A 22,293-nucleotide genomic window follows, 5' to 3' on the forward strand; every position below is an offset into this window, starting at 1 on the left:
TGTTGATGCAAGCCGCATCCGGCCTCCCGCCGGTGAAGCTGGCAGTGATCGGCCATCAGGAATGGGTGACTTTCCTTCAGGTCGATGCCCTGCCTCGGCCGGGATTGATCAGCCGGGCCGCCCGCAGTCTGGAGGAACCGGCTGGAGCCGGTGCCGTTGTGGCGGTTCAGCTGGCACGGCTGACAGGAACCACGGTGCCTTTTTTCACGGCCCTCGGTCGCGATGCGATCGGACGACGGAGTGTGGAGCGATTACGGGAACTTGGAGTGGATCCTCACGTGGCCTGGCGAGATCAGCCCAGCCGCCGCGGCCTCAGCCTCGTGGACCACACCGGTGATCGGGCGATCACGGTGATCGGCGAACGACTGACGCCGACGGCAGAGGATTCCCTGCCCTGGGAGCTGCTGCAGGATTGTGATGGCGTGTTCGTCTCCGCGACGGATGCCGATGGCCTTCGCCGTGCCCGGGCTGCCAGGGTGCTGACGGCAACACCACGGCTGCGCCTGCCCGTCCTGCAGGGAGCCGCCGTCCAACTGGACGCCCTGATCGGCAGTGCCCTCGATCCGGGAGAACAGCTTCCTGAGGATGCTCTGGACCCCGCGCCAGCTCTGGTCATCGCAACGGAGGGAGCCGATGGAGGCTGGTTGCGGCCGGGTGGCCGCTATGCAGCCTCTGCACCCGATGCTCCTCTGGTGGAGTCCTATGGGTGCGGCGACAGCTTCGCGGCCGGAGTCACGGCAGGACTCGCCGCGGGTTGGAGTGCCACGCGGGCCGTGAAGCTGGGAGCCAGCTGCGGGGCTGCGTGCGCCACACGATTCGGGCCCTACGGAACCACCAGCGTCATCAGCGCCGAAATCATCCGAAACCCATGAACGGAACGATTGATCATGAAGGGCCGGACTGCGGCATGAACCGGCTGATGGTGGCAGCCTTCTACGCCTTCACACCCTTGAACGACGAACGGCGTGAGGCGATTCTTGCTGAGCTGCCGCCGTTGGCGCATCGGGGGGATGTGCTCGGCTCTGTTCTGGTTGCCGAGGAAGGGGTGAACGGCACGATCAGCGGGCCTGCGCAGGGCGTGGAAGCCTTGCTGACCCGACTGCGCGACCGACTTGCGCTGGGGGCTCAGCCGTTCGAGCGGCTCGAGGTCAAGTGCAGCTGGAGTGACAGGCCTGTGTTCCGACGGTTCAGGGCGAGACGCAAGAAGGAGATCGTGACCATGGGTGTGGCCGGAGCGGATCCACGGTCCAGCGTGGGCATCTATGTGGATCCACAGGACTGGAACGGCATGGTCGATGACCCCGACACGCTGGTGATCGACACCAGGAACAGCTATGAGACCGCGATCGGCAGCTTTGAAGGAGCCCTCGATCCAGGCACGGAAAGCTTCCGCGACTTCCCGGACTGGGCGGAGCGGACTCTGCGCCCACTGATCGCGCAGCGACAGCCGCAGCGGATCGCCATGTTCTGCACCGGTGGCATCCGCTGCGAGAAGGCGAGCAGCTACCTGCAGCAGAGCGGCTTCGGCCCGGTGCACCATCTGCGGGGCGGCATCCTCAAGTACCTGGAACAGGTGCCGGAAGAGGACAGCCGTTGGCAGGGTGAATGCTTCGTGTTCGATCAGCGGGTGGCGCTCAACCATCAGCTGGAACCTGGAGTCCACAGCCTCTGCCACGCCTGCGGGCTGCCCCTGTCACCGGAGCAACGGGATCTGCCCAGTTATGTGAAGGGAGTGCAGTGCCTGCATTGCATCGATCGCTTCAGCGACAGCGACCGGGAACGGTTCACGATGCGCCAGAAACAGATCGATCAGCTGTCGTCCTCATCGAGGGCATCCTCCGCCTTCTGCTCGTAGATCGAGGTCCACTCCGCGTTGCTCTTGCAGTATTTGGCATGCTGCACCAGGTGGAAGGTCTGCACGGAACAGGCAAGCACCACGATCACCATCGGGATCAGCCAGACCGGATCTCGGAATGAGATGCGTTTGCGGGCCATCACTCCACCTCCAGTTCGCGGTCGTAGACCTCATCGTTCTGCGACGCCCATCGGGCTTCCGTCATGCAGCCACCGGCATGGATCGCATGATGCGCAACAAACAGCCCTGCCATCCAGGCGAGGATTCCGATCGGGACAAGCCATCGCATGGGCGTGGAGCACACTCCAGGGGCAGCATTGCGCATCTGCCCGAAAGACGCACGACCATGACCGCGATCCTCTACAGCTTCCGGCGCTGCCCGTTCGCCATGCGGGCGCGCTGGGCCCTGCTGCAGGCTGGGCTTCTGGTGCGTTGGCGCGAGATCGAACTCAAGGCCAAGCCCAGGGAAATGCTGACGGTGTCACCCAAAGGGACCGTTCCGGTACTGGTGCTCGAGGGCGGGCAGGTGATCGATGAGAGCCTGCAGGTGATGCGCTGGGCGCTTGAGCAGGCGGATCCGCGCGATCTGCTGCAGAGGGGCGAAGGCAGCGCGGATCTGATCCGTGAGAACGATGGCCCGTTCAAGCACCACCTGGATCGTTTCAAGTACACCGACCGCTATCCAGGAGAGCGGCGCGAGCACCACCGCCATGCGGGGATCTCCATCCTGAAGCGCTGGAGTGAACGGATTGCGGCGCGGGGCTGGCTGAGCGGACCCTGCATGGGCGTCACCGACGGCGCCCTTTGGCCCTTTGTTCGCCAATGGCGAATCGCCGATCCGAAGGACTTCGACGCGGATGCCGAGCTGGCCCCTCTGCGCATCTGGCTTCGGAGCTTTCTCGAGGATCCGATGTTCGAGCGCCTGATGCAGCGGGCTGATCCCTGGAGTCCCGGGGGGCTTCAACCGCTGTTCCCTGCCGATGCTGTGCCGGTCCCGAGAGATCAACCCCTGTTCCATCTGGCCCTCGCCGAAGACTGGCGGATGGCCAGGGCAGAGGGTTCCTACCGGATCTCCACCAGAGGCATGCGCCTTGACGAAGTGGGATTCATTCACTGCTCGTGGGAACAGCAGGTGAAGGCGACCTTTGATCGCTTCTACGCCGATGCAGAAAACGTGCTGCTGCTGCGCATCGACCCTGCCCAGCTGACCGCCCCACTGCGGGCTGACGCGGTTCCGACCGGGGAGCTTTTCCCACACCTCTACGGAGCACTTTCCCTGGACGCTGTGATCTCAGCGGATCGCTACGACCAAGAAGCAGCATGAGACCAGCAAGTGGCACTGTGACAGTCCAGGGGTTGCACAACGGCGCAGGGGCTCTATGACGGGTTGGTCGATGGCATCTGATGCATCCCCAGACGCAGACCTCCCAGCAGACGGCGCTGCTTTGGACCGGCAGGGAACTGAAGAGACTGCTGGAGCACTGCTCCTTACGACGATGGGCGTCGACCTCGGCCCTGATGGAGGCCCATGACATCCGGATGTGCCGACGTTCCTCAACTCGCTGACCTGGAATCGGACGCCAGCGACCGAGGACTGCTGCTGCGCATCAGGCTGAATCGGCCGCTCGGGCTTTGGGCCCTGAGGCTCGTGGTGGCATCACGCCAATCGGATGGTCCGCCACGACTGCTCGGGGAACTGAAAGGCTGGGCCTACCCCGCCATCAGCGGATTGCAACTCGACACAATGCGGGTGCTGCCCTCAGCTCCGAGCGGAGTCGGAGACCTGATCTGGGCCGCAACCATGGCCTGGGCTCTGGAGAGCACCCCCTGCCGCCGGGCCAGGCTTCTGGCCATTCGTGACGACGACCGCCAGCACAGACGACTGGTGCGTTACTTCCGGCAGCGCGGTTTCACACCGGTACGGGAGGTGGCAGCAGCGCCGGTGGATCTCCCTCTGCGTCTGGTGTGGGGCGGTGCCGGAGTTCTGATGTGTGCGGACTGCTGCTCGGTTCTGACCCTGAGCGAGCAGCGCTGGCGTCAGTCCGCCGCGTGATAGCTGCTCCGCACCAGAGGACCGCTGCTGACCTTGTCAAACCCCAGCTCCCGGGCGACCTCCCCCAGCTCCGCGAATTCCTCGGGCGTCCAGTAGCGGGCCACTGGGATATGGGCCAAGGAGGGTCTCAGGTACTGACCCAATGTGAGGCGCTGACAGTCGACACGACGCAGATCCTGCATCGCACGGATCACCTCATCCCGGGTCTCGCCGAGTCCGAGCATCAGCCCAGACTTGCTGGGAATCCGCGGCGCAAGCGTCCTGGCCGTCTCCAACAGTCCAAGCGAACGGCGATACGTGGCTCCGCGCCGCACCTCACCCTGCAGACGCTCAACCGTCTCCAGATTGTGGTTGAAGCACACCGGTTCGGCGGCCAGCACCGTGGCAAGCCGCCCTCGCTGCGCCGCCAGGGCCTGCTCCTGATCCGTGACACCCCCCCAGAAATCCGGGGTGAGCACCTCAATGGCCACAAGCGGATTGCGCTGCCGGATCGCGGCCATCGTGGACGTGAACAACCCGGCGCCATGGTCGTCGAGGTCATCGCGGGCCACGGCGGTGAGCACGACGTAACGCAACCCCATCGCCTCCACGGCCTCGGCCACTCGCACGGCCTCGCCGGCATCGACCGGCATCGGCGCCTGCCCCTTCTCGACCTGACAGAAGGCACAGCTGCGGGTGCAAATCGATCCCCCCAGAAGAAAAGTGGCCGTGCCGGATGCGTAGCACTCGCCGCGGTTGGGACAGCGCCCCTCCTCGCAGATCGTGTGCAACCTGTTCTGCTTCACCAGGCCTTGAACCCGCTCCAGGTCAGAAGCATTCCCGATCGGGCGGCGAAGCCATTCGGGAAGCCTTTCGGCAGGGGGAATGGCGCTGTACTTGCTCATGCAGTGAGCTGACCAGCCCTGATTCTGACCGTGTCGGCAGCGGATGGTGGGAGCCGGTGGCCAGGAGGGTGAACCCACCCGGAGCGATGCCACCGGCGAGTTCAATGTCGCCCTGATTTCAGGGAAGTGTGATTTCCGCTACAAAACTCATTGCTGTTGCCGCGTCAGGACACCAGTCGCCGCCGGATTCCTTCCACCGCGCACGAGGTGCGGTTGCGGGTGTTCATCTTGTGGATCACGGATTGAACGTAGTCCCGGGCGGTGGTCTCAGCGATATGAAGCTCCCGCCCGATCTCTCGGTTCGAACATCCCTCGCAGAGCAGCTGGAGTACAGCGCTTTCTCGAGAGGTCAGCGTCGTCGTCGTCACGGTTCAGTGGTGTGATTGGGAGGGTTCTCACCCTTGGCTCCACTGTCCTCATGGCATTCAGCGCGGACTTGAGGGGCCGGAAAGGATTCCCTGAGAGCTCGCTGAACCAACGACCGACTGAGGCTCCACGGGATCAGACCAGAGCGATCTGATCGGTTGTGATCTCACCGGCATTCTTCATGGTGCAAAGAAGGCCCCCGTCTCCAAAATCGCGCTCCACTCAATTCTCATTGAAGAACAGGCGTCCCTTCGGCTCGAAGTAGAGAAGATCGAAATTCCGCTGGACGTCATCAGCTTCACTGCTGGATGCACCCAACCACATCCTTCAACTGACGTGATTATTCAGACAACACGACATCCGCAGGGGGGACCAACGGCGAGTCAGATCAGTTGAGAGGTTTCACCGAAACCTGAAAACAAGGATTCCGTCTGACCCCAGACCGTTTCCGCCACCTGCTGACCCATGGCACGGCCTCGGAGATCGCCGTCCTGAATATGAATCCCACCGTACAGACGCGAGCGTCCAGCCTGCGCCGCCGCATCCCAGAGCGTGTTCCAGCTCAGACGAATCGTGTCTCCGTCGTACTCCTCAAAGGACAACTCATCCGTCGACCAGGCACCAATCAGATCCCGCTCTCCATCACCATCCAGATCCTGCACCCCGCGGCTGTGTCCATCAAACAGCACATCTGAACCGGTGTAAGCCTCGAGCACCGTTGCGGCAGCGAATGAAAAGCCGGAATGGCCCGATGTGTATTCAGGGAAGGCAGGCGTGACGAAGGTCACATCCTGATAGGGCTGCCAGTCCTGACCGAGAATGGTCTGCGATCCCTTGTTCGGTCCAGCCCAGGCGATGATCTCCTGATCTTCGAAAAGATGACGGATCGCTGTCTGAGGGCGAACATAATCGTGGGCATATTTGGCATCCCATACGGCGATACCGGTATCAAACAACGCATTGTTCAGGGCGAAGAACATTTTCACGTCATCTGCCAGGCCGTACTCCTCGCGGGCTGAAAGATCATGAGCAAATTCATTCCAGTGCCCCGGAGGTGTGGAACTGAGAGGCCCATCCGCCCAGTACTCAGCGATCGCTTTCTGCTCGGCAGTCAGCGTGGCACTGATGGCGGCGACCTCAGTGAACTGGCGCCTGTAGGCCTCATCGTTGGTGGACGTGAAGCCTGTCGCGTCGGTGTACACCGAAAAATCACCCAGCTGAGGGGGGGCCACCGGACGGAATGCGGCACCATCGCTGATTGCAAAGGGGGTGACATCGCCCCAGTGCGGGGTCAGCGGACTCTGCAGGGTGTAGGTCGAGGGATCATCCGTGGCGATGGGAATCCCGTTCTCATCCACGGCCGTGCCGTTGGGAATTCGCAGCGGAGTCCAGCGGTTGGGATCGAACTCCCCACTTCCCTCCTGATTGATGGAGGCATAGCCCGACGGATCGTCGTATCCGTTGCCTGCATTGGAGCCGTCTTCAGCCCTCGCTGACAGCACCGACTCGGCAACCTGGCGGCCGAAACGCGCCATCGGATGTCGAGCTGAATCGAAGCCAAGCTGCTCCAGCAGGTCATCAAATCGATCGCTGTGGTGGGGAAACACAGTCGATAGAACGGAATGCGCCGCATGACTGATCGCCCGTTCAATCGTCCGCTGAGGAGTCAGGCTGCTGCGTCGCAGATCGGTGTAGGCCCCCTTGGCGATGGGATCAAACGCCGCCCAGGTGTCGTACATCGCAGCGTGGGCCAGATGCAGGGCGCGCGTGATCACGGTTGGCACGGGCTTATCCGCCCGGATCGCCTGCAGAGCCAGCTCGTTCCATCGGGCCACCACCGTCGGCTGTGGGTCGGGGTTGAGGGCCCCGAAGTCAGCACCGTTCAGCGCAACAGCGTCCAACGCGGGAGCAGAAAGTTCAGGCCTGTCCAACGGAGGAACGTCCAAGGGAGGAACGTCCAAGGGAGGAACGTCCAAGGGAGGAACGTCCAACTGAGGGATCTCAAATGCAGGCTCTGGCAGCTCCGGAGGTACCAGGGCCTGGGCCATCTGATCCAGCTCGTCCTGCACCGCGCTCAACGGCTCGGGAATGTCGGGAACCGTGACGATTTCCAGGGCGAATGGATCGATCGGCTCAGGCAGCTCCATCGCAACCAGAGGTGGCTGCGGCTGTGGCAACAGCTCGACAGCCCGGGCCGCCCGTTCATCGTGCCGCTCGAAGCGGATCTCCCGGGAGCTGAGGGAGCGCCGGCGGGGAAGCCAGAAGAGCGGAAACGTCATCGGGAAGGACCTGACCCATCAAGTCTTAAGGCAGTCCTTCAAGGTTCACACCGTCATCTGTCGTGTTTCTCAGTGGGTTCTCAGGCTCCTTTCAGATTGAGGGATTCGGTTCATTCGACCGGTCGACGCCCCTCCAGTGCCCGGCTCAGCGTGACTTCATCGGCGAACTCGAGCTCGCTGCCCATCGGCAACCCGTAGGCAATCCTGCTCACCTGACAGAACGGCTTGATCAGTCGCGCCAGATAAAGACTGGTGGTGTCGCCTTCGACGCTGGGGGTCAGCGCCAGGATCACCTCGCTGACATCCTCCCTGCCGAGACGTTCCACCAGTGATGTCACCTGAAGCAGCTCAGGGCCGATCCCGTCCATCGGCGAGATCAGGCCACCGAGAACGTGATACCTCCCACGGAATTCCCGGGTGCGCTCCATCGCCAGCAGGTCTCTGGAATCCGCCACCACACAGAGAAGACCGTTGGTCCGCTCCGGGTTGCGACAGATCTCGCACTGGGGTTCCGCCGAGAGATGAAAACAGGTCTGGCACTGGCCCACCTGAGTGCGCGCCGCCAGCAGAGCATCAGCGAATTGATGAATCTGCTCCTCCGGCTGATTGAGCAGATGCAGGGCAAGACGCTGGGCTGTGCGGGGGCCGATGCCGGGCAGCCGTTCGAACTGATCGATCAGTCGGGCCAACGGTCGGGTGAAGCCGCTCAGGGGTCTGCCGCCGCATAATCAGACTCTAGGCAGAATGCCCCGATCCGTTCAGGCCACGATGCAGCTGTTCCGATCCCTCACCCGACTGCTGGCCTGTGCAGCCCTGGCGTTCACCCTGGGAGCCTGCGCAGCCGGTCCAACCGCCGGACTGCAGTCGTACCAGAGCCCCGACGGACGCTTCGCCTTCCTCTACCCAACAGGTTGGACCCAGGTGCAGGTGAGCAACGGCCCCAGGGTTGTGTTTCACGACCTCATCCACAGCGACGAGACCGTGAGCCTGATGGTGAACAAAGTGGACGAAAGCAACGACCTCAGCGAGCTGGGCAGCGCGGTGGCGGTGGGAGAGAGGCTGCGCCGTGAGGTGATCGCCACCGCAGGCAGCGGCCGCACAGCCGAGCTGATCGAAGCCGGGGAGCGTGAAACCAACGGGCACACGTTTTATGACCTGGAGTACGCCGTGCACCTGGAGGATCGTGACCGCCACGAGCTGGCAACGGTGGTGGTGGACCGCGGGCGTCTCTACACCCTGGCCACCAGCACCAACGAAGAGCGCTGGCCGAAAGTCAGCGATCTCTGCGGACGGGTGGTGCGCTCCCTGAATCTGCTGGTGTAAGCCCGTTGGCGGGATTCAGAACAGAAATCGAAAGCGGCGGCTGCTCGCCTCGCTGGCCTCGGCACCGCTGGGGTCCCGCGCAGGCCATTCCGTGTCCAGATAGCTGATGCCCCCGCGATAGAACGGCTTGGCCCGCAATCGCTTGGTCTCCAGATCGGTGGTCCCCATCGCGGCGATCAGACCGCCCATCTGCAACGGACCGAGGTCAGTCTGGAGCTGACCGCCCGCGGCGGCGATCAAGGCCGGAAGGCGAATCAGATTCTGAGGTTGCCGCATCCGCTCGAACAGTCCCTTCAACGCGAGTTGCTGGCGCTCAAGCCTGCCGACATCCCCACGCCCATCCTGACGCCAGCGCAGGAACCCCTCCAGATCCCCGCCTCTGAGAATCTGTCGACCCGGCTGGAGATCGATCACCAGACCCTGGCTGCGGTCGACGTAGTAGAGACGCTTCGGCACGTCGACCTCGATGCCGCCGACCATGTCGGAAAGCGTCTCGATCGCATCCAACCGGACCACGATGTGATGACGTATCGGACGGTTCATCAATCGCGTGAGCTCTCGCTCCACCGCCTCCGCACCTCCTCTCGCCAGCAGACCGTTGATCTTCATGGCTCCGAAGCCATCGCTGTCGATGTAGCTGTCACGGGGAATCTGAGTGATCGTCGTGCGACCTCCCTGGACCCTGACGGTGAAGATCACATCGGTGTTGCTGCCGCTCGCATCCCGGCCCAGCACGACAACCTCCTTCGGCCCAAAACCAGCCCAGCTGCCGAAGGGATTTCCCAGCGGCAAAGGCATCGACTCGACGGACTGATCCCCGCTCAAGCGGCTGAGCGGCACCGAGAGCAACAACCCTCCAGACAGGCCGATGAAAGCCGCAACCCAGAGGGGTCGACGCGGCTTCGGCGAGGACTGGATCACCATCTCTTTACCATAACCAGAGCTTGACCTTGCCTTAACCTTTTGTTCTGGATGGTCAGACCAGCGGATCGCTGATCACCATCGCCGCGCAGGGGAGCTGACTGATCAACTTGCTCGTGCGGTCGCTGCCGGGGATCGGCAAGCCGGCCACCCGTCTGCGCTGTGTGCGAAGGATCACGAGGTCATGCTCACGGCTGAGGCGATGGATCGCCACATCGATGCCTGGCCCACGCACGATCACGATGTGAAAGCGCTCTGCCGGGATCCCCTGAGGCCTCCAGCGGATCAGCTGCTCCTCCATCCAGCGCCGGTCCTGCCCACTGAAGCGGGGATCATGCACATGCAGCAACGTGATGCGGGTGCGCTCCTCCAGCGCCGCTGTGTTGATCACCCTCAGGGCCAGCTCAAACTGCTCGCGTGCGCTGGCGGAGAGATCCTTGATGGGTACCAGGATGCGGCTGAGGGCGGTGACGCGCTGACGCCCGAGGTTCACCACCACGACGGGGCAATGGGCGGTGCGGCAGACCCCATCGACGATGTCTCCGAGGAACCAGGCCCGCAGCTGGTCCGCCCGTCCGGCTCCGATCAGCAGCAGGTCCGCCGACTGTTCGAGGGCGGTGCGGCTCATGCCCCCGGCGATGTCCTCGTCGAGTCGCAGCAGGGTTCGGGTTGGCACCTGCAGGGAACTGCCGATCGCCGCTGCGGCAGCCAGTCGACCACGGGCCGCGACGACAGCGCGGTTGAGGCCGCCGCGCACCTCCTCGAGACTGGGATTGACCATGGCGAGAGGCAGCAGTAATCCCTCCCCACCAGCTGATCCACGCAGCAGCCGCGACGCGATGTTGAGCAGTCCCCCTTCATTGCCGGGGTTCGCGATGGGCACCACGATCCGCAACGGTCGCTGCACGACCTCACTGACTCCGTCAGCGGTGGCAGCCTCCTCCCCGAAGCTGGTCGGCACCATGCCTTGCCGATCCTCCGTCAAGCGCGTCACCGACCGCTCCGTGAGGATCGGGCCGAGGGTGGCGGTCACCACCATCACGGCGAGGACGGCATTGAGCACCATCTGATTCAGCAATCCCGCCTGAAAACCGATGAATGCGGTGGCGAGGGTGGCGGCCACCTTGGGCATGGTGAGCGACCACATCATCAGGATCTGCGACCGGCGATAACCGAACAGAGCCCCGCTGATCCAGGAGGCCAGTCCCTTGCCGCCAATCGCTCCCACCAGCATCAGGCCCGTGAACTGATAGTTGGACAGGCTCTCCCCAAGGCTTCCCACATCCAGCAGCAGGCCGAGGTCGATGAAAAAGATCGGGATGAACAGAACACTCCCGATGAAGATCACCTGCTCCTTGACCCGCCCCTCCGGGAGAACAGAATTCACCGCCAGTCCAGCAAGGAAGGCGCCGACGATCTTCTCCACCCCCGCCAGCTCCGCCCCAAGGGACGCCAGGAACAGGGCGACCAGCACGGCCAGAACCATCCTGTTTTCATCGTTGATCCCGCGGATCACCAGACGTTGTCCCAGCCAGCGGATCCCCAGCACCACCATCAGGGCAAACAAGCCGATCTTCACCAGCAACCAGGTGAGGCCGGCCCCACTGAGATCCCCCTTGCCCAGACCAAGGCCAACCGCCAGTAACAGCAGCGCGACGATGTCGGTGAAGATCGTGCTCCCGACACTCACCACCACCGCCTCATCCTTTTGAGCTCCGTAGCTGCGGACGATCGGATAGCCCAGCGGCGTGTGCGTGGCCATCAACGCCCCGAGCAAGAGGCAGGACACCCCCGCGAAGCCCGCCATCCATCCGATGGAAACCCCAGTGGCCACCCCGATCAGAAGGATCAGCAAGCCGTAGATGAAGGAGCGGCGCTTGACCCGGTTGAACTCCTCCAGGTCGATCTCCAGCCCCATCGTGAACAGCAGATAGACAGCTCCCAGATCAGAGAGCAGCCGCACCGTCTCGCTGTCGGTGTCCACCCACTGCAGAGCATGGGGGCCGATCAGCACGCCCGCCAGCAGCAGACCGACCAGATCAGGCAAGCCGAGGCGTCGGATCAGGGGCGGCACGGCCGCACTGATCGCCACCAACAGAGCGAACACCCCAAGGGGGTGGTGCATTACGTGGCTGACCGAGGCCTCCATCGCCATGGACTGATGGCAGAGCCAGGTAAGTCACGCTCAAGCATGGTCACCGGTCCGACCGCAGGCAACGGGTTCTTCAGGAAGCGCAAGCCCGTTCCCCGGCCTGCACCTGCCACAAGTTCGTGTAAACGCCGCCGAGGGCGAGCAGATCATCGTGGAGGCCCTGCTCGACGATGCGTCCCCGCTCCATCACCACGATGCGATCGGCATGCCGGATCGTGCTCAGGCGATGGGCGATCACAAGGGTCGTGCGATCACGGGTGATCCGTTCCAGAGAACGCTGGATCGCTGCCTCGGTGTCGTTGTCCACCGCTGCTGTGGCTTCATCGAGCACCAGAATCGGAGCATCCTTGAGAATCGCCCTGGCCAGCGCGATGCGTTGACGCTGGCCACCGGACAGACGTTGCCCCCGCTCACCCACCAGGGTCTCGTAGCGATGGGGCAACTCCTCGATGAAGCTCGCCGCCTCGGCCAGTCGGGCCGCACGTTCGATCGCAGCAGGATCGGCCGCATCGCTGCCGTAAGCGATGTTTTCCGCCACCGTTCCATGGAAGAGATAGACGTCCTGGCTGACCAGGGCGATCGCCCGGCGAAGATCCTCGAGACGCAGTGTCTCGATCGGGCGGCTGTCCAGAAGAATGCGACCGCCGGAATGGTCGTAGAGGCGCAGCAGCAGCTTGACCAGCGTGCTCTTACCGGAGCCGGTGGAACCGACGATGCCGATCGTGCTGCCTGCGGGCAGCACCAGATTGAAGTCCTGCAGGAGCGGAGGTCGCTCGTCATAGGCGAAGTCCACCGCCTCGAAACGCAGCTCCCCTCGCACCAGCCGCCGGTCCAGAACCATCGGACCGCTCCGGATGCCGATCGGGGTGTCGATCAGGTCCAGCACCCGACGGGTGGAGGCCATGGAACGTTGGTAGTCGTCCAACGTGCGGCCCAGGGTGGTGAGCGGCCAAAGCAGTCGCTGGGTGATGAAAACCAGCACGCTGTAGGTGCCGACCTCCAACTCGCCGGCGACCGCCTTGAAGCCCCCGACCAGCAGGATCGCCAGAAAAGCGAACAGAATCGCGAAACGAATCAGCGGAATGAAGGCGGCTGAAAGACGGATCGCTCTGGCATTGCTCTGTCGGTAGGCCTCACTTTCTCCGCGCAGCCGTTCCAGCTCAAGCGCCTCGGCAGTGAAGCTCTTGATCGTGAGCATGCCGCCGATGTTGTTGGACAGCCGCGCCGCCAGATCACCAGCGCGGGCCCGCACGTCCCGGTAACGGGGCTGCAGGCGCTTCTGAAAGCGCAGCGACCCGACAAGGATCACAGGAATCGGCAGATAGGCGAACACCGCCACACCCGGTGCGATCACCGCCATGCCGATCCCAACCACCAGAACCGTGGTGAGAAGCTGCAGGATCTCGTTGGCACCACGGTCAAGGAACCGCTCCAGCTGGTTGATGTCGTCATTGAGCACCGACAGCAGCCGTCCGCTGCTGTCCTGCTCAAAGAAGGACAATTCCAACCTCTGGAGATGGGCGTAGGCCTCGAGCCGCAGGCTGTGCTGCGTGGTCTGAGCCAGGTTGCGCCAGAGGATTCCGTACAGGTATTCGAACAGCGATTCGGCACTCCAGATCACCATCGTGAGCAGAGCCAGCACGCCGAGTTGGTTCGTAGCGCCGCTGATGCCGAAGCCGGCCAGCAATGACTGCTGGCCCCGCACGACCACATCAACCGCCAGACCGATCAGTGCTGGAGGCGCCAGGTCGAACAGTTTGTTCAGAAGGGAACAACTGACGGCCGTGATCACCAGCCGTCTCTGGGGCGCCAGATGACCAAGCAAGCGCCTCAAAGGGGGCATGTCTGCAATCGTCCTGAGGGTTGGATCCGTCACTGTTTCAACATCGTCAGCAGCGGGCCTCTCCTGGATCCAGACCCAGGAGATCGCGCTGGAACTTCAGGACGGTGCCGCCTGGGGCCTCCAGGTCAGTTGCGATAACCGCCGCCGCCGCCACCGCGGGGGCCACCTGAGCGCTCGCGTGGAGTGGCTTTGCTCACGCGGATCATCCGACCCATCCACTCGACGTCCTGGAGGTCGTCGATCGCTTTCTGCTCGTCTTCGTCATTCACCATCTCAACGAAGGCGAAACCGCGCTTGCGCCCGGTCTCACGGTCGAGAGGGAGGCTGCAGTTCTTGACCTCGCCGTACTCGCTGAACAGGTCAAACAGGTGCTCCTGTTCGGCCTGGAACGAGAGATTGCCGATGTAGATGGTCATGAACGTGGAACCTTTGGATGTGCTCAACCGCGCGAGCCGGCTCCGAAGAGGTCGGAGTTCCGATGCTCAGGCGTCAGCACTCTGACGTTACAGGGCCCTCGCACGATTCAACACGAAAAAGAGAAGCAAATCGAAAGACCATGACATGGGAGCGATGTTTGCCCCCATTGTCAGAAGACCCTGACAGTGGATCAGCGTATGTCGTCGTTTTCACTTCAAGCCCTGCACTGGACGACTGACGGAGAGTTGATCCCGTGCGATCGACTGGTGCTTCTGAACACCCTGATCAGAGAGAGCCTTCCGGACGTGCAGCTGGAGCTGATCCGTGTGGTGGAGGAACTTGCTCTGGCGGAACGACGCGTGACCCCCCAGGTCAACTCTTGAACGCCTTGATGGCCTCAGCCGTGCAGGTCTGCTTGGCGGCATCGAGTCCTGCCCCCTGATTCACCTGCTGGATGAAGCAATCGCAGGTGGATCCCCCCATACCGTCAGGAGGGGTTTTGCCTGCTTGCTTCATGGCCGCGTCGAATGCTGCAAGACAGAAACGTTTGATCATCGTTTCGTCCTCCTGAGCGGAAGCTGGCAGGGCCACGAGCAGAAGGCCCAGAACAGCTGCTGTCAGCAACGTTGTCATTTGGCCTGAGTGATCTGCAGCTGCTTGTTCATCACTTTCAACCTTTGCAGATTGCTGAAGATATCTTCTGGCATCCCCTTCGGAAGATCGACGAAACTGTGATCTTCAAAGATCTGAATGCGACCGATCATGCGGCCCTGAAGTCCTGTCTCACCGGCGATGGCGCCCACAAGATTGCCCGGTTTGACCCGGTCCCGGTGGCCAACTTCAACCCGGTAACGCTGCATCGACTCCTCCGCAGGCCGGCTCGACCGCTCTCCGCGACGATCACCGTTCTTGCGGTCACGATCACGATCACGCTCGCGACGGCTGTTGTTCTGAATCCACTCGTCATCCCCCTGCTGGCGCAGCAGCGGTTCCGGACCGATCGCCAGATTGAGGGCCGCGTAGGCCAGCTGCTCAGGGGTGATGTCGCGCTCGGTTCCGATGCGCTGGATCAGCTCCTTGAGCAGAGCGGATTCCTCTTCTGAGGGTCGTTCCCTCTGCACGGCATCACTGAGGCGTTGGTGAAGCCGATCCAGACGCCCCTGATTGATCGCCGCATTCCCCGGCACCTCCATGGGCTCGATCGGCTGGCCCGTGGCGCGCTCGAGATTGCTGATGAATCGACGCTCGCGGGGGGTCACGAAAAGCACCGCCTCTCCGGACCGGCCGGCGCGACCAGTTCGGCCGATCCGGTGCACGTAAGCCTCGCTGTCGAAGGGCATGTCGTAGTTGATCACCAGCCCGATGCGATCCACATCCAGGCCGCGGGCCGCCACATCGGTGGCGACCAGGATGTCGATGGATCCACTGCGCAGGCGTTCCACCGTTCGCTCACGCTGGTTCTGAGGTACATCGCCATTGAGCACGGCCACCTGATGTCCGCTGCCGTCAAGGGTCTCGGCGACGGTGAGCGTGATCGCCTTGGTCCTGGCGAAGATGATGACTCCCTGCCCACCCCAGGCATCGAGAACCCGCTGCAGGGCCTCCAGCTTGTGGCTCATCGGCACCGTGATCGAGTGTTGGCGGATCCGACGCCCCTCCTGATCCTTTGTCCGGATCGTCACCTCGGCAGGATCCTTCAGATAACGCTTTGAAAGCCTTCGGATCTCGGGCGGCATCGTGGCCGAGAAGAGCACCACCTGCCGCTGCTCAGGCAACTGCTCGAGAATCCACTCGACATCGTCGATGAAGCCCATGCGCAGCATTTCATCGGCCTCATCCAGCACCAGGCTGCGCAGGCCACTGGTGTCCAGGGTTCCCTGGCGCATGTGGTCCATCACCCGTCCAGGGGTCCCCACCACCACATCAACCCCGCGGCGCAGGGTCTGGATCTGGGAGCGGAAATCCGAGCCGCCGTAAACCGCCAGCACCTTCAGATGGGGATGACCGGCGGCGTAGGCCTTGAACGAGTCGGCCACCTGCATGGCCAGCTCACGGGTCGGAGCCAGCACAAGCGCCTGGGGTCTGGAGCTGCCGGACTCCAGACGCTCCAGCAGAGGCAGTGCGAAGGCAGCGGTCTTGCCGGTGCCGGTCTGAGCCTGACCCACCAGATCGCGGCCGAGCATCAGTTCAGGGAAGGCCGCCCGCTGAATCGGAGAGGGTTCGCTGTAGCCCTTGTCAGTCAGCGTGCGGAGCAGCGCTTCACTGAACCCGAACCCCGCAAATCCGGAAGGATCCTCAGCTGAGGCATCGATTGTGGTGGTGAAAACGTCGTCCGGGCTCTTCGCCGGAAGTTCGGATGCGGAAAGATCCACGGCGCACAGGGTCTCCCCGTGCTGCTGCTGCTGTTCTGTCATGAAAAGTGGCCCTAGCCTGATTGATCTCTGAAATCAGGCTCACAACCTCCCGGTGATCAACGATCACACTCCGGTTGTGTTGCCCACGCTTCAAAGGTTCGTTCTTAACTTATCACCCTGCCGTAATCATCCTGAAGCCGCTCGATGTCGTCCTCACGCAAAACGGCCCCGTGCTGCACTTCAAGAATGATCAGATCACTCTGTCCGCCCCGCGCGCGATGCACCGTGCCGCATGGGATGGTGAGCATCACACCGATGCTTGCGTCCTGCCACGTCTCACCGCAGAGAAGAGCGCCATCCCCGGCCACCACGGTCCAGCTTTCGCTGCGATGGTGATGACGTTGCAGTGAGAGCTGCCGACCGCTGCGGACCAGCAGACGCTTCACCTTGTACCCGTCTCCGGAGAGGAGGTCTTCGTACCAGCCCCAGGGGCGTTGGACCCGCATTCAGTCCGGAGTGATCAACTCAAGGGTGTCACGCGCACGCGTGATGGCCGTGTAAAGCAGCCGGCTGGCGTGACGGTCCAGGGGATCGGACTGCAGCGAATGCGGCCAAAGCACCGTGACGCCATCCGCCTCACTGCCCTGTGCTCGGTGGATGGTGAGCGCCACCGCCGGCTCCACTCGCTGCAGCCGGGCCGGATGCAGCCGCCTCACCACGACGCTGCCGTCTGCGCCCAGCACACGGAACAGCAGACAGGAGCCCTCTCCAAGCCCGAGCTTGACGCCGAGATCGCCGTTGGCGAGCCCAAGTTCCGGCTGATTGCTGCCGCAGATCACCGGTAGACCGACCGGCCAACTCCAGGGGTCCTGGACGCCGGCCGCTCCCAGCAGGGTGCGATGAACATCCTCAAGGCTCCAGCGCCCCTGGCGTCTGGGACAGAGCACCAGATCGTGCTCGAGCTCCCTGAGCAATGGCTGGGACGCCTCCTCCAGATCGGCCTCCTGCATCATCTCGAGGCCTGATGCCAGCTGAGCCAGACGCTCCAAACGCGAGGGCCAGCTCTTCCGCAGCGCCAACGGCAGTCGCTGCAGAGGTTCCCGTCGATGCAGCACGTTCGCTGCCGGCGGCAATCCATCCAGTTCCTGCGCGAATCCCTCCAGACCGTCCTCGCGAAGCCTGCTGGCCAGCTGAGCAAGGGCGCCGCGATTGCGGTAGACGTGCATTAGTTGCACCGCAGCAGGCCCGAAGCGGTCCCGCACGTCAGGGTCCTGAAGCCGATGCCAGACCGCACCGCTGCCCACCGGCGGCAGTTGTGCCGGATCTCCCACCAGGATCAGGCGGCAGCCGGAGGGAAGAGCCTCCAACAGAGCCTGCATCAACGCCAGATCCAGCATCGACATCTCGTCGATCACGAGGAGATCGAGCTCCAGAGGCCGGCTCCGGTTGCGGCGGAACCCAGCACTGGAAGCCTCGAGCCAACGATGAAGCGTGCTGCATGGGAGATCAGGACATCGGGGGCGAACGGCATCCGCCAGACGGCGCGATGCCTTTCCGGTGGGCGCGGCCAGGCCGATGCGCAGATCCGGATGGCGGGCCCTCGCCCGTTGCAGCATCTCCACCACGGTGCTGGTCTTGCCGGTGCCGGGTCCACCACTGAGCAGCACCACAGACAGGTGATCCGGTGCCAGCACCGCCTGGCGCTGCTCATGATTCAGGCCCCGCGGCAGATCCGGAAGCGCACCGGAGCGGGAGACAGGCACAGGCCTGGAAGCCCGCTCCAACAGCTGATCCACCACCGCCTGCATCGCTGTGAGCCAGCGGCGCCAGCCGATCCGCTCCCCCTCCACCATCAGCGGCGCCGCCTCGCCAGTCAGCCAGCCGCTGGATCGCGCCACTGCCCGGCGCTCCGCCGTCAGCGGCAGTGAAAGCTCGCCTTGCTCAAGAGCCGCCACGAGATCGGTACTGAGCTGTTCGAGAGCGGCATCCGTCTCGGACGGCGGTCGATGCCGCACCAGCACCGCATGCACTGCTGCGGCGAAACCGGCGGGCCAGTTGCTTCCGGTCACCGTCCCCCCTCCTGCAGCAACCGGTCGAGAGCCAGCACCCGCCTCAGTGGAGCCGGCTCGACGATCCGCCCCGGAGCGGCACGCGAGCCGGGCTGACGGGAACCGGGCATCCCGCGCAGGAAGGCGTAGACGTAACCACCCAGATGACGTTCAGGCAAATAGCCGGGGAGGCGCCAGCGCAGATGGCGATGCAGAGCCACCAGATACAGATGAGCCTGCAGCGGGTAGTGGTGATGGATCATCTGCAGGCCCATGGCCGCATCGGTGTAATGACGCGGACCGCAGCGGTCGTCTGAGCCATCACCGGAGCGTTCGCCGATCCAGTTGCTTTTCCAGTCCAAGACCCACCAGCGCAGGTTGGGATCCACAAACACCAAATCGATCGATCCGGTCAGAAACCCGCGGCTGTTCACCGAGAGGCTCGCCAGCCGTTCGAGATAGTCCTCCCCGAAACGGGCCTCAGGCTCGGCCTGAAAGGCCTTGACCAGATCAGCCGTGCGCACCTGCTCAACCGGCAGGTCGAATCCGAGTTCGGGGTGTCGCTGCTCCGGGGCGAGCTGATCGAGGCTCAGATCGCCGAGGGGACCACCGAGCGGGGTCTCGACCACCAGGCGGAGACCCTGCTGCACCGCCGGGACCCAGCTGATGTCGAGCCCCGCGCGGCGGAGCTCCGCCTCGACCAGCTCCGGATCCGGTGTGGAGGGCTGATACGACACCTGCTCAAGAATGCGATGCAGGCAGTCCCCGGCAGAGGCACCCCGCGGGAAATCACGGAGCGGGCCATCCTCCGGCCAGTGGTCGTCGACCTCATCAAGGATCTCCTCACCCTCAGGATCGGCATCGCGACCCTGCTCATGACGGGCCGGATCCTCCGACGTGGCCGTCCAGGCGGAGTAGCTGGAGCGGCCCCAGCGGCGGTCGATTCGCTGCGGAACCGCACCGATGCAGAGACGGTCAGTTGGCGCAGGGCTGCGCCAGCGACGGGGTGCCGGATCCGGCGGTTCCAGGCTGGTCAGCTCGATCGCCAGAGCTCGCTCAGCCAGTTCCGCACTGAGGCGCTCATCCGTCAACTGATCGATCGGCTGACCCACGGCATCCGCACCGAACAGCCAGCTCACGAGCGGAGAGCCCTCCTGACGCGTGACCCTGGCCCAGACGAGCACCAACTGGGAGCGTGCACGGGTGAGCGCCACATAGGCCAGGCGTTCCGCCTCAGCCATCGCCGCCGTCTCCTCCTGCTGCGCCAGGTCCAGCCCCCGTCCCCAGCGGGAATCGAGCAGCAACCGCCAGGAACCCTCCCCGCCGTCCCGCCAGAGCGGACCACCCCCGACCCGGGGGCCTTCCCAGAGCGTCGGGCAGATCACCACCGGATATTCCAGCCCCTTGCTGCGGTGCACGGTCACCACGGCGATCGCACTTTCAACGAGATCGCTATGGGGCTGACGCGGTTCAGGAACGGGATCAGCAGGGTGCAGACGCTCACGCCTCAGCCAGGTCGCGGCACTGGCGATGTCGAGTCCCTGACGGTGCATCACCTCCTGCACCAGCCGGGCCGCCTGCTGCAGATCACCGAGCATCCGGCCGCGATCGGAAAGCTCCGCCATCCGCTCTCCATCCAGAAGGTCCGAAAGGCATCCCAGAAGACCGATCGTCGGCATCTGGACCGCCCATGCACGCAGCCGCAGGGCGAGCTGGTCCAGGCGACCGTCGATGCTCAGATCATCAGGCGGCCATCCCATCAGGGGCGAGCAGGCCAGCAACCGCAGACGCCGCTCATCCCCGGGTTGGGCGAGAGCATCGAGCAGGCGCTGAAGCACCACGGCCGCTTCCGTCTCGAACACATCCCCCTGGCTCACGAGACGGGTCGGCAGGCCTCGGCTCGACAGAGCCCGACGCAACTCCGTGGCCTGACGGTGGGTGCTGACCAGCAGGCAGAGCTGCGCAGGCGTCAGGTCGTCCCGTTCCTGCAGGAGCCGCAGCACGGCATCCGCCAGACGCAGTGGCAGCTCCTCGACCAGTGCCGTCTTGGTGAGCGGAGTCTCTCCGCACCAATGAAGCAGCTGCAGCGGGCAACCCCGCGGAGGAGCCTGCGCACTGCCGCGGGGCTCCACCGCAGGCACCGGCAGTTCGGAACGCACCAGTCCAGGGCGCATCAGATCATTCAGGGCACGCATCAGAGTCGGTGTGGTGCGGAAGTTCTCCTGAAGGGCGTCAATCCGGTCCGCCTGACGGCGTGCCTGGAGATAGGTGTCCAGGTCGCCGCCTCGGAATCGGTAGATGGCCTGCTTGGGATCACCGACCAGCAACAGCAGATGATTCCCCCGCTCCGCAAAGGTCCGGCGCAGCAAGCGCCACTGCAAGGGATCGGTGTCCTGGAATTCGTCCACCATCACGGCCCGGTAACGACACCGCAACGGCTCCAGCCATGGAGCGTCCTCCTCTCCCGGATCCAGGGCCGCCAGCAGCCCGGGGAACGAGATCACACCGCGGCGCGTCCGCCTCGCGGCAAGCTCCCGGAGCGCGCGGTTCAGAACAAAGCGCCAGACCCGCTCAGGTGGTCCGTCCCAGAGGGCGGCCATCACCTGCTGCAGCTCCGCTGCCGCCAGCGAGGGATCGCTCTCGCCGCAGCGTCTGGCGGTACTGCACCAGCATCCGGGGTGGAAGTAGTCGCGCAGAAGTCCCTTCTGCGCGCGAATCGCGGTCAGCGACGGAATGCCGTTCTGATCGGCAATCCACCGATCCAGCAATGCGCAACGATCCGTGCGGGGCTTGCCGCTGTAGGGCTTTGTGTCCCTGCAGCCCTGGGCCTTCCACTGAGCGGCACTGCTGCGGAAGCGTGTTTCGAGCGATTCGCCATCCCGCTTCCAGAGAATGAGAAAACGCTCCCAGCAGCGCCCCATCCAGAGCTGCAGCTGAGCGGCAAGGGGTTCGTCGGGGTCGAAGTCATCCCGTTCTGCGAGAACGCAGGGATGTGGCTCGCCGTCCAGAACCCGCAGGGCCTGCACCATCGCCTCCGGAGACAGCCCGCTTTGGCGCAGACCAATGAGCTGATCCGCAGGCAACGTCAGCAGCTGGTCACGCCAGATGTCCTGCACCACCTGCTGCAGCAGGTCGGTGGAGTCGGTCTCCAGCTCAGGATCCATGGCAGCCCCGCTGCTGAGGGCCATCCGCCGCAGCGTGCGGCGGCAGAAGCCATGAATCGTGGTGATATCGGCCCGATCGAGCTGTTCCAGCGCAAGAAGCAGGCAGCTGATCCACTGCCTGCGAAGCGTGGTGTCTGCCGCATGCTCCAACCAGTTCTCAAGAACCGGGTCGGCAGCTGGAGGAGCAGCCTCAGTCTCGAGCGCTTCCAGGCCTTCGAGGGCAGCCTGGAAGCGCTGGCCGATGCGTGAACGCAGCTCGTCCGCCGCAGCTTCGGTGTAGGTGACCACCAGCAGCTGCTCCAGCGGATGCTGCGCTTCGGTGATCAGCCGCAGGCAGAGATGGGCGAGCGCAAAGGTCTTGCCGGTTCCGGCGCTGGCCTCGAGCAGGCGCAGCCCTGGGACCAGGGGATAGCTGTTGGCCTCAAACCGCTGAACCATGCCGGGAAGCGACATCAGAAGTCTGATGGCGTTCCCTCACCATTGCTCCTTGCTGATTGACACGATTTGGGTGCTGAGCCACAACAGACGTGCCGATCTTTTTGCCATGGCACGCCAATTAACATCAATCGGGCTGCTCGGAGTGGCCATCGTCGGGCTTTACATCTTCGCCCTCGTCAACAGTTTTGGTTTCTGA

Annotated in this window: 22 protein-coding genes; 7 read left to right on the forward strand and 15 right to left on the reverse strand. The window is 63.8% G+C overall.

Annotated elements, in window-relative coordinates:
• Positions 1-5 precede the first annotated feature (5 nt).
• Together KR49_RS03200 and KR49_RS03205 are read left to right on the forward strand one after the other, a co-directional pair.
• Positions 6-872, forward strand: coding sequence for a PfkB family carbohydrate kinase (locus tag KR49_RS03200; RefSeq protein WP_156957082.1), 867 nt, complete (start codon positions 6-8; stop codon positions 870-872).
• Entirely contained in the window at positions 869-1,855 is a 987-nt protein-coding gene (locus tag KR49_RS03205; protein ID WP_084187938.1) for a rhodanese-related sulfurtransferase, read from the forward strand. Before KR49_RS03200 ends, KR49_RS03205 begins: the two co-directional genes overlap by 4 nt.
• Here the strand turns inward: KR49_RS03205 and KR49_RS03210 are convergent.
• Together KR49_RS03210 and KR49_RS03215 are read right to left on the reverse strand one after the other, a co-directional pair.
• Positions 1,810-1,995, reverse strand: coding sequence for a hypothetical protein (locus KR49_RS03210; RefSeq protein ID WP_043691531.1), 186 nt, complete (start codon positions 1,993-1,995; stop codon positions 1,810-1,812). The genes KR49_RS03205 and KR49_RS03210 overlap by 46 nt on opposite strands.
• The gene (locus KR49_RS03215; RefSeq protein ID WP_156957083.1) at positions 1,995-2,144 is read right to left on the reverse strand and encodes a hypothetical protein; all 150 of its coding nucleotides are present in this window, start codon (positions 2,142-2,144) and stop codon (positions 1,995-1,997) included. Before KR49_RS03215 ends, KR49_RS03210 begins: the two co-directional genes overlap by 1 nt.
• Before the next feature lie 57 nt (positions 2,145-2,201).
• Here KR49_RS03215 and KR49_RS03220 point away from each other — a divergent pair, with 57 nt between their 5' ends.
• Positions 2,202-3,179 (forward strand): DUF952 domain-containing protein, encoded by a 978-nt coding sequence (locus KR49_RS03220; protein WP_043691537.1) that lies wholly within the window; start codon positions 2,202-2,204, stop codon positions 3,177-3,179.
• Between the two features lie 204 nt (positions 3,180-3,383).
• Positions 3,384-3,908 (forward strand): hypothetical protein, encoded by a 525-nt coding sequence (locus KR49_RS03225; RefSeq protein WP_043691539.1) that lies wholly within the window; start codon positions 3,384-3,386, stop codon positions 3,906-3,908.
• Here KR49_RS03225 and lipA read toward each other — a convergent pair.
• The 4 genes from lipA to recR all read right to left on the reverse strand — a co-directional run bounded on the left by lipA (position 3,893) and on the right by recR (position 8,126).
• On the reverse strand, positions 3,893-4,792 hold the full coding sequence (lipA, locus tag KR49_RS03230; RefSeq protein ID WP_043696637.1) for a lipoyl synthase: 900 nt from the start codon (positions 4,790-4,792) through the stop codon (positions 3,893-3,895). The two genes, KR49_RS03225 and lipA, sit on opposite strands and share 16 nt — an antisense overlap.
• A 164-nt stretch (positions 4,793-4,956) precedes the next feature.
• Positions 4,957-5,160: a response regulator transcription factor gene (locus KR49_RS03235; protein ID WP_043691542.1), complete on the reverse strand. Its 204-nt coding sequence runs from the start codon at positions 5,158-5,160 to the stop codon at positions 4,957-4,959.
• Between the two features lie 381 nt (positions 5,161-5,541).
• Entirely contained in the window at positions 5,542-7,437 is a 1,896-nt protein-coding gene (locus tag KR49_RS03240; RefSeq protein WP_052378151.1) for a vanadium-dependent haloperoxidase, read from the reverse strand.
• A gap of 110 nt (positions 7,438-7,547) precedes the next feature.
• Entirely contained in the window at positions 7,548-8,126 is a 579-nt protein-coding gene (gene recR, locus KR49_RS03245; RefSeq protein WP_071839647.1) for a recombination mediator RecR, read from the reverse strand.
• A 55-nt stretch (positions 8,127-8,181) separates the two neighbouring features.
• On the opposite strand from recR, the gene psbP reads away from it, so the two are divergent.
• Positions 8,182-8,760 (forward strand): photosystem II reaction center PsbP, encoded by a 579-nt coding sequence (gene psbP / locus KR49_RS03250; protein ID WP_043691545.1) that lies wholly within the window; start codon positions 8,182-8,184, stop codon positions 8,758-8,760.
• Positions 8,761-8,775: 15 nt separating this feature from the next.
• On the opposite strand, the gene KR49_RS03255 is transcribed toward psbP, so the two are convergent.
• The 4 genes from KR49_RS03255 to KR49_RS03270 all read right to left on the reverse strand — a co-directional run bounded on the left by KR49_RS03255 (position 8,776) and on the right by KR49_RS03270 (position 14,092).
• The gene (locus tag KR49_RS03255; protein WP_043691547.1) at positions 8,776-9,684 is read right to left on the reverse strand and encodes an LCP family protein; all 909 of its coding nucleotides are present in this window, start codon (positions 9,682-9,684) and stop codon (positions 8,776-8,778) included.
• Positions 9,685-9,736: 52 nt separating this feature from the next.
• Positions 9,737-11,836 (reverse strand): cation:proton antiporter, encoded by a 2,100-nt coding sequence (locus KR49_RS03260; protein WP_043691550.1) that lies wholly within the window; start codon positions 11,834-11,836, stop codon positions 9,737-9,739.
• A gap of 70 nt (positions 11,837-11,906) precedes the next feature.
• Entirely contained in the window at positions 11,907-13,676 is a 1,770-nt protein-coding gene (locus KR49_RS03265) for an ABC transporter ATP-binding protein (protein ID WP_043691553.1), read from the reverse strand.
• Positions 13,677-13,801: 125 nt separating this feature from the next.
• Positions 13,802-14,092: an RNA-binding protein gene (locus KR49_RS03270; protein ID WP_043691556.1), complete on the reverse strand. Its 291-nt coding sequence runs from the start codon at positions 14,090-14,092 to the stop codon at positions 13,802-13,804.
• A gap of 198 nt (positions 14,093-14,290) precedes the next feature.
• Between KR49_RS03270 and KR49_RS03275 the strand changes: the two genes are divergently transcribed.
• Complete coding sequence (locus KR49_RS03275) at positions 14,291-14,476, forward strand: hypothetical protein (protein ID WP_043691560.1); 186 nt, start codon at positions 14,291-14,293, stop codon at positions 14,474-14,476.
• Here KR49_RS03275 and KR49_RS03280 read toward each other — a convergent pair.
• From KR49_RS03280 to KR49_RS03300, 5 genes are all read right to left on the reverse strand, one after another.
• Positions 14,466-14,726, reverse strand: coding sequence for a hypothetical protein (locus KR49_RS03280; RefSeq protein ID WP_043691563.1), 261 nt, complete (start codon positions 14,724-14,726; stop codon positions 14,466-14,468). The two genes, KR49_RS03275 and KR49_RS03280, sit on opposite strands and share 11 nt — an antisense overlap.
• Positions 14,723-16,507: a DEAD/DEAH box helicase gene (locus tag KR49_RS03285; RefSeq protein WP_043691566.1), complete on the reverse strand. Its 1,785-nt coding sequence runs from the start codon at positions 16,505-16,507 to the stop codon at positions 14,723-14,725. Before KR49_RS03285 ends, KR49_RS03280 begins: the two co-directional genes overlap by 4 nt.
• Before the next feature lie 104 nt (positions 16,508-16,611).
• Positions 16,612-16,953: a phosphomannose isomerase type II C-terminal cupin domain gene (locus KR49_RS03290; RefSeq protein WP_043691568.1), complete on the reverse strand. Its 342-nt coding sequence runs from the start codon at positions 16,951-16,953 to the stop codon at positions 16,612-16,614.
• Positions 16,954-18,516, reverse strand: coding sequence for an ATP-dependent RecD-like DNA helicase (locus tag KR49_RS03295; RefSeq protein ID WP_043691571.1), 1,563 nt, complete (start codon positions 18,514-18,516; stop codon positions 16,954-16,956).
• Positions 18,513-22,097, reverse strand: coding sequence for a UvrD-helicase domain-containing protein (locus tag KR49_RS03300; protein ID WP_084187941.1), 3,585 nt, complete (start codon positions 22,095-22,097; stop codon positions 18,513-18,515). The genes KR49_RS03295 and KR49_RS03300 overlap by 4 nt, the downstream gene beginning before the upstream one ends.
• Here KR49_RS03300 and KR49_RS13510 point away from each other — a divergent pair.
• The gene (locus KR49_RS13510) at positions 22,096-22,293 is read left to right on the forward strand and encodes a hypothetical protein (protein WP_084187942.1); all 198 of its coding nucleotides are present in this window, start codon (positions 22,096-22,098) and stop codon (positions 22,291-22,293) included. The two genes, KR49_RS03300 and KR49_RS13510, sit on opposite strands and share 2 nt — an antisense overlap.

This window comes from Synechococcus sp. KORDI-49, from assembly GCF_000737575.1.
GTDB lineage: Bacteria > Cyanobacteriota > Cyanobacteriia > PCC-6307 > Cyanobiaceae > Parasynechococcus.

Excerpts from the sequence above, each read along its gene's own strand:
- KR49_RS03260 (WP_043691550.1), bottom strand. The coding sequence starts at position 11,836 with ATGGCGATGGAGGCCTCGGTCAGCCACGTAATGCACCACCCCCTTGGG.
- KR49_RS03255 (WP_043691547.1), bottom strand. The coding sequence starts at position 9,684 with ATGGTGATCCAGTCCTCGCCGAAGCCGCGTCGACCCCTCTGGGTTGCG.
- KR49_RS13510 (WP_084187942.1), top strand. The coding sequence starts at position 22,096 with ATGCCGGGAAGCGACATCAGAAGTCTGATGGCGTTCCCTCACCATTGC.
- KR49_RS03240 (WP_052378151.1), bottom strand. The coding sequence starts at position 7,437 with ATGACGTTTCCGCTCTTCTGGCTTCCCCGCCGGCGCTCCCTCAGCTCC.
- KR49_RS03220 (WP_043691537.1), top strand. The coding sequence starts at position 2,202 with ATGACCGCGATCCTCTACAGCTTCCGGCGCTGCCCGTTCGCCATGCGG.
- KR49_RS03300 (WP_084187941.1), bottom strand. The coding sequence starts at position 22,097 with ATGGTTCAGCGGTTTGAGGCCAACAGCTATCCCCTGGTCCCAGGGCTG.
- KR49_RS03280 (WP_043691563.1), bottom strand. The coding sequence starts at position 14,726 with ATGACAACGTTGCTGACAGCAGCTGTTCTGGGCCTTCTGCTCGTGGCC.
- KR49_RS03200 (WP_156957082.1), top strand. The coding sequence starts at position 6 with ATGCAAGCCGCATCCGGCCTCCCGCCGGTGAAGCTGGCAGTGATCGGC.
- KR49_RS03205 (WP_084187938.1), top strand. The coding sequence starts at position 869 with ATGAACGGAACGATTGATCATGAAGGGCCGGACTGCGGCATGAACCGG.
- KR49_RS03265 (WP_043691553.1), bottom strand. The coding sequence starts at position 13,676 with ATGCCCCCTTTGAGGCGCTTGCTTGGTCATCTGGCGCCCCAGAGACGG.
- psbP (WP_043691545.1), top strand. The coding sequence starts at position 8,182 with ATGCCCCGATCCGTTCAGGCCACGATGCAGCTGTTCCGATCCCTCACC.
- KR49_RS03210 (WP_043691531.1), bottom strand. The coding sequence starts at position 1,995 with ATGGCCCGCAAACGCATCTCATTCCGAGATCCGGTCTGGCTGATCCCG.
- KR49_RS03270 (WP_043691556.1), bottom strand. The coding sequence starts at position 14,092 with ATGACCATCTACATCGGCAATCTCTCGTTCCAGGCCGAACAGGAGCAC.
- KR49_RS03285 (WP_043691566.1), bottom strand. The coding sequence starts at position 16,507 with ATGACAGAACAGCAGCAGCAGCACGGGGAGACCCTGTGCGCCGTGGAT.
- KR49_RS03215 (WP_156957083.1), bottom strand. The coding sequence starts at position 2,144 with ATGCGATGGCTTGTCCCGATCGGAATCCTCGCCTGGATGGCAGGGCTG.
- KR49_RS03290 (WP_043691568.1), bottom strand. The coding sequence starts at position 16,953 with ATGCGGGTCCAACGCCCCTGGGGCTGGTACGAAGACCTCCTCTCCGGA.
- lipA (WP_043696637.1), bottom strand. The coding sequence starts at position 4,792 with ATGAGCAAGTACAGCGCCATTCCCCCTGCCGAAAGGCTTCCCGAATGG.
- KR49_RS03225 (WP_043691539.1), top strand. The coding sequence starts at position 3,384 with ATGACATCCGGATGTGCCGACGTTCCTCAACTCGCTGACCTGGAATCG.
- KR49_RS03275 (WP_043691560.1), top strand. The coding sequence starts at position 14,291 with ATGTCGTCGTTTTCACTTCAAGCCCTGCACTGGACGACTGACGGAGAG.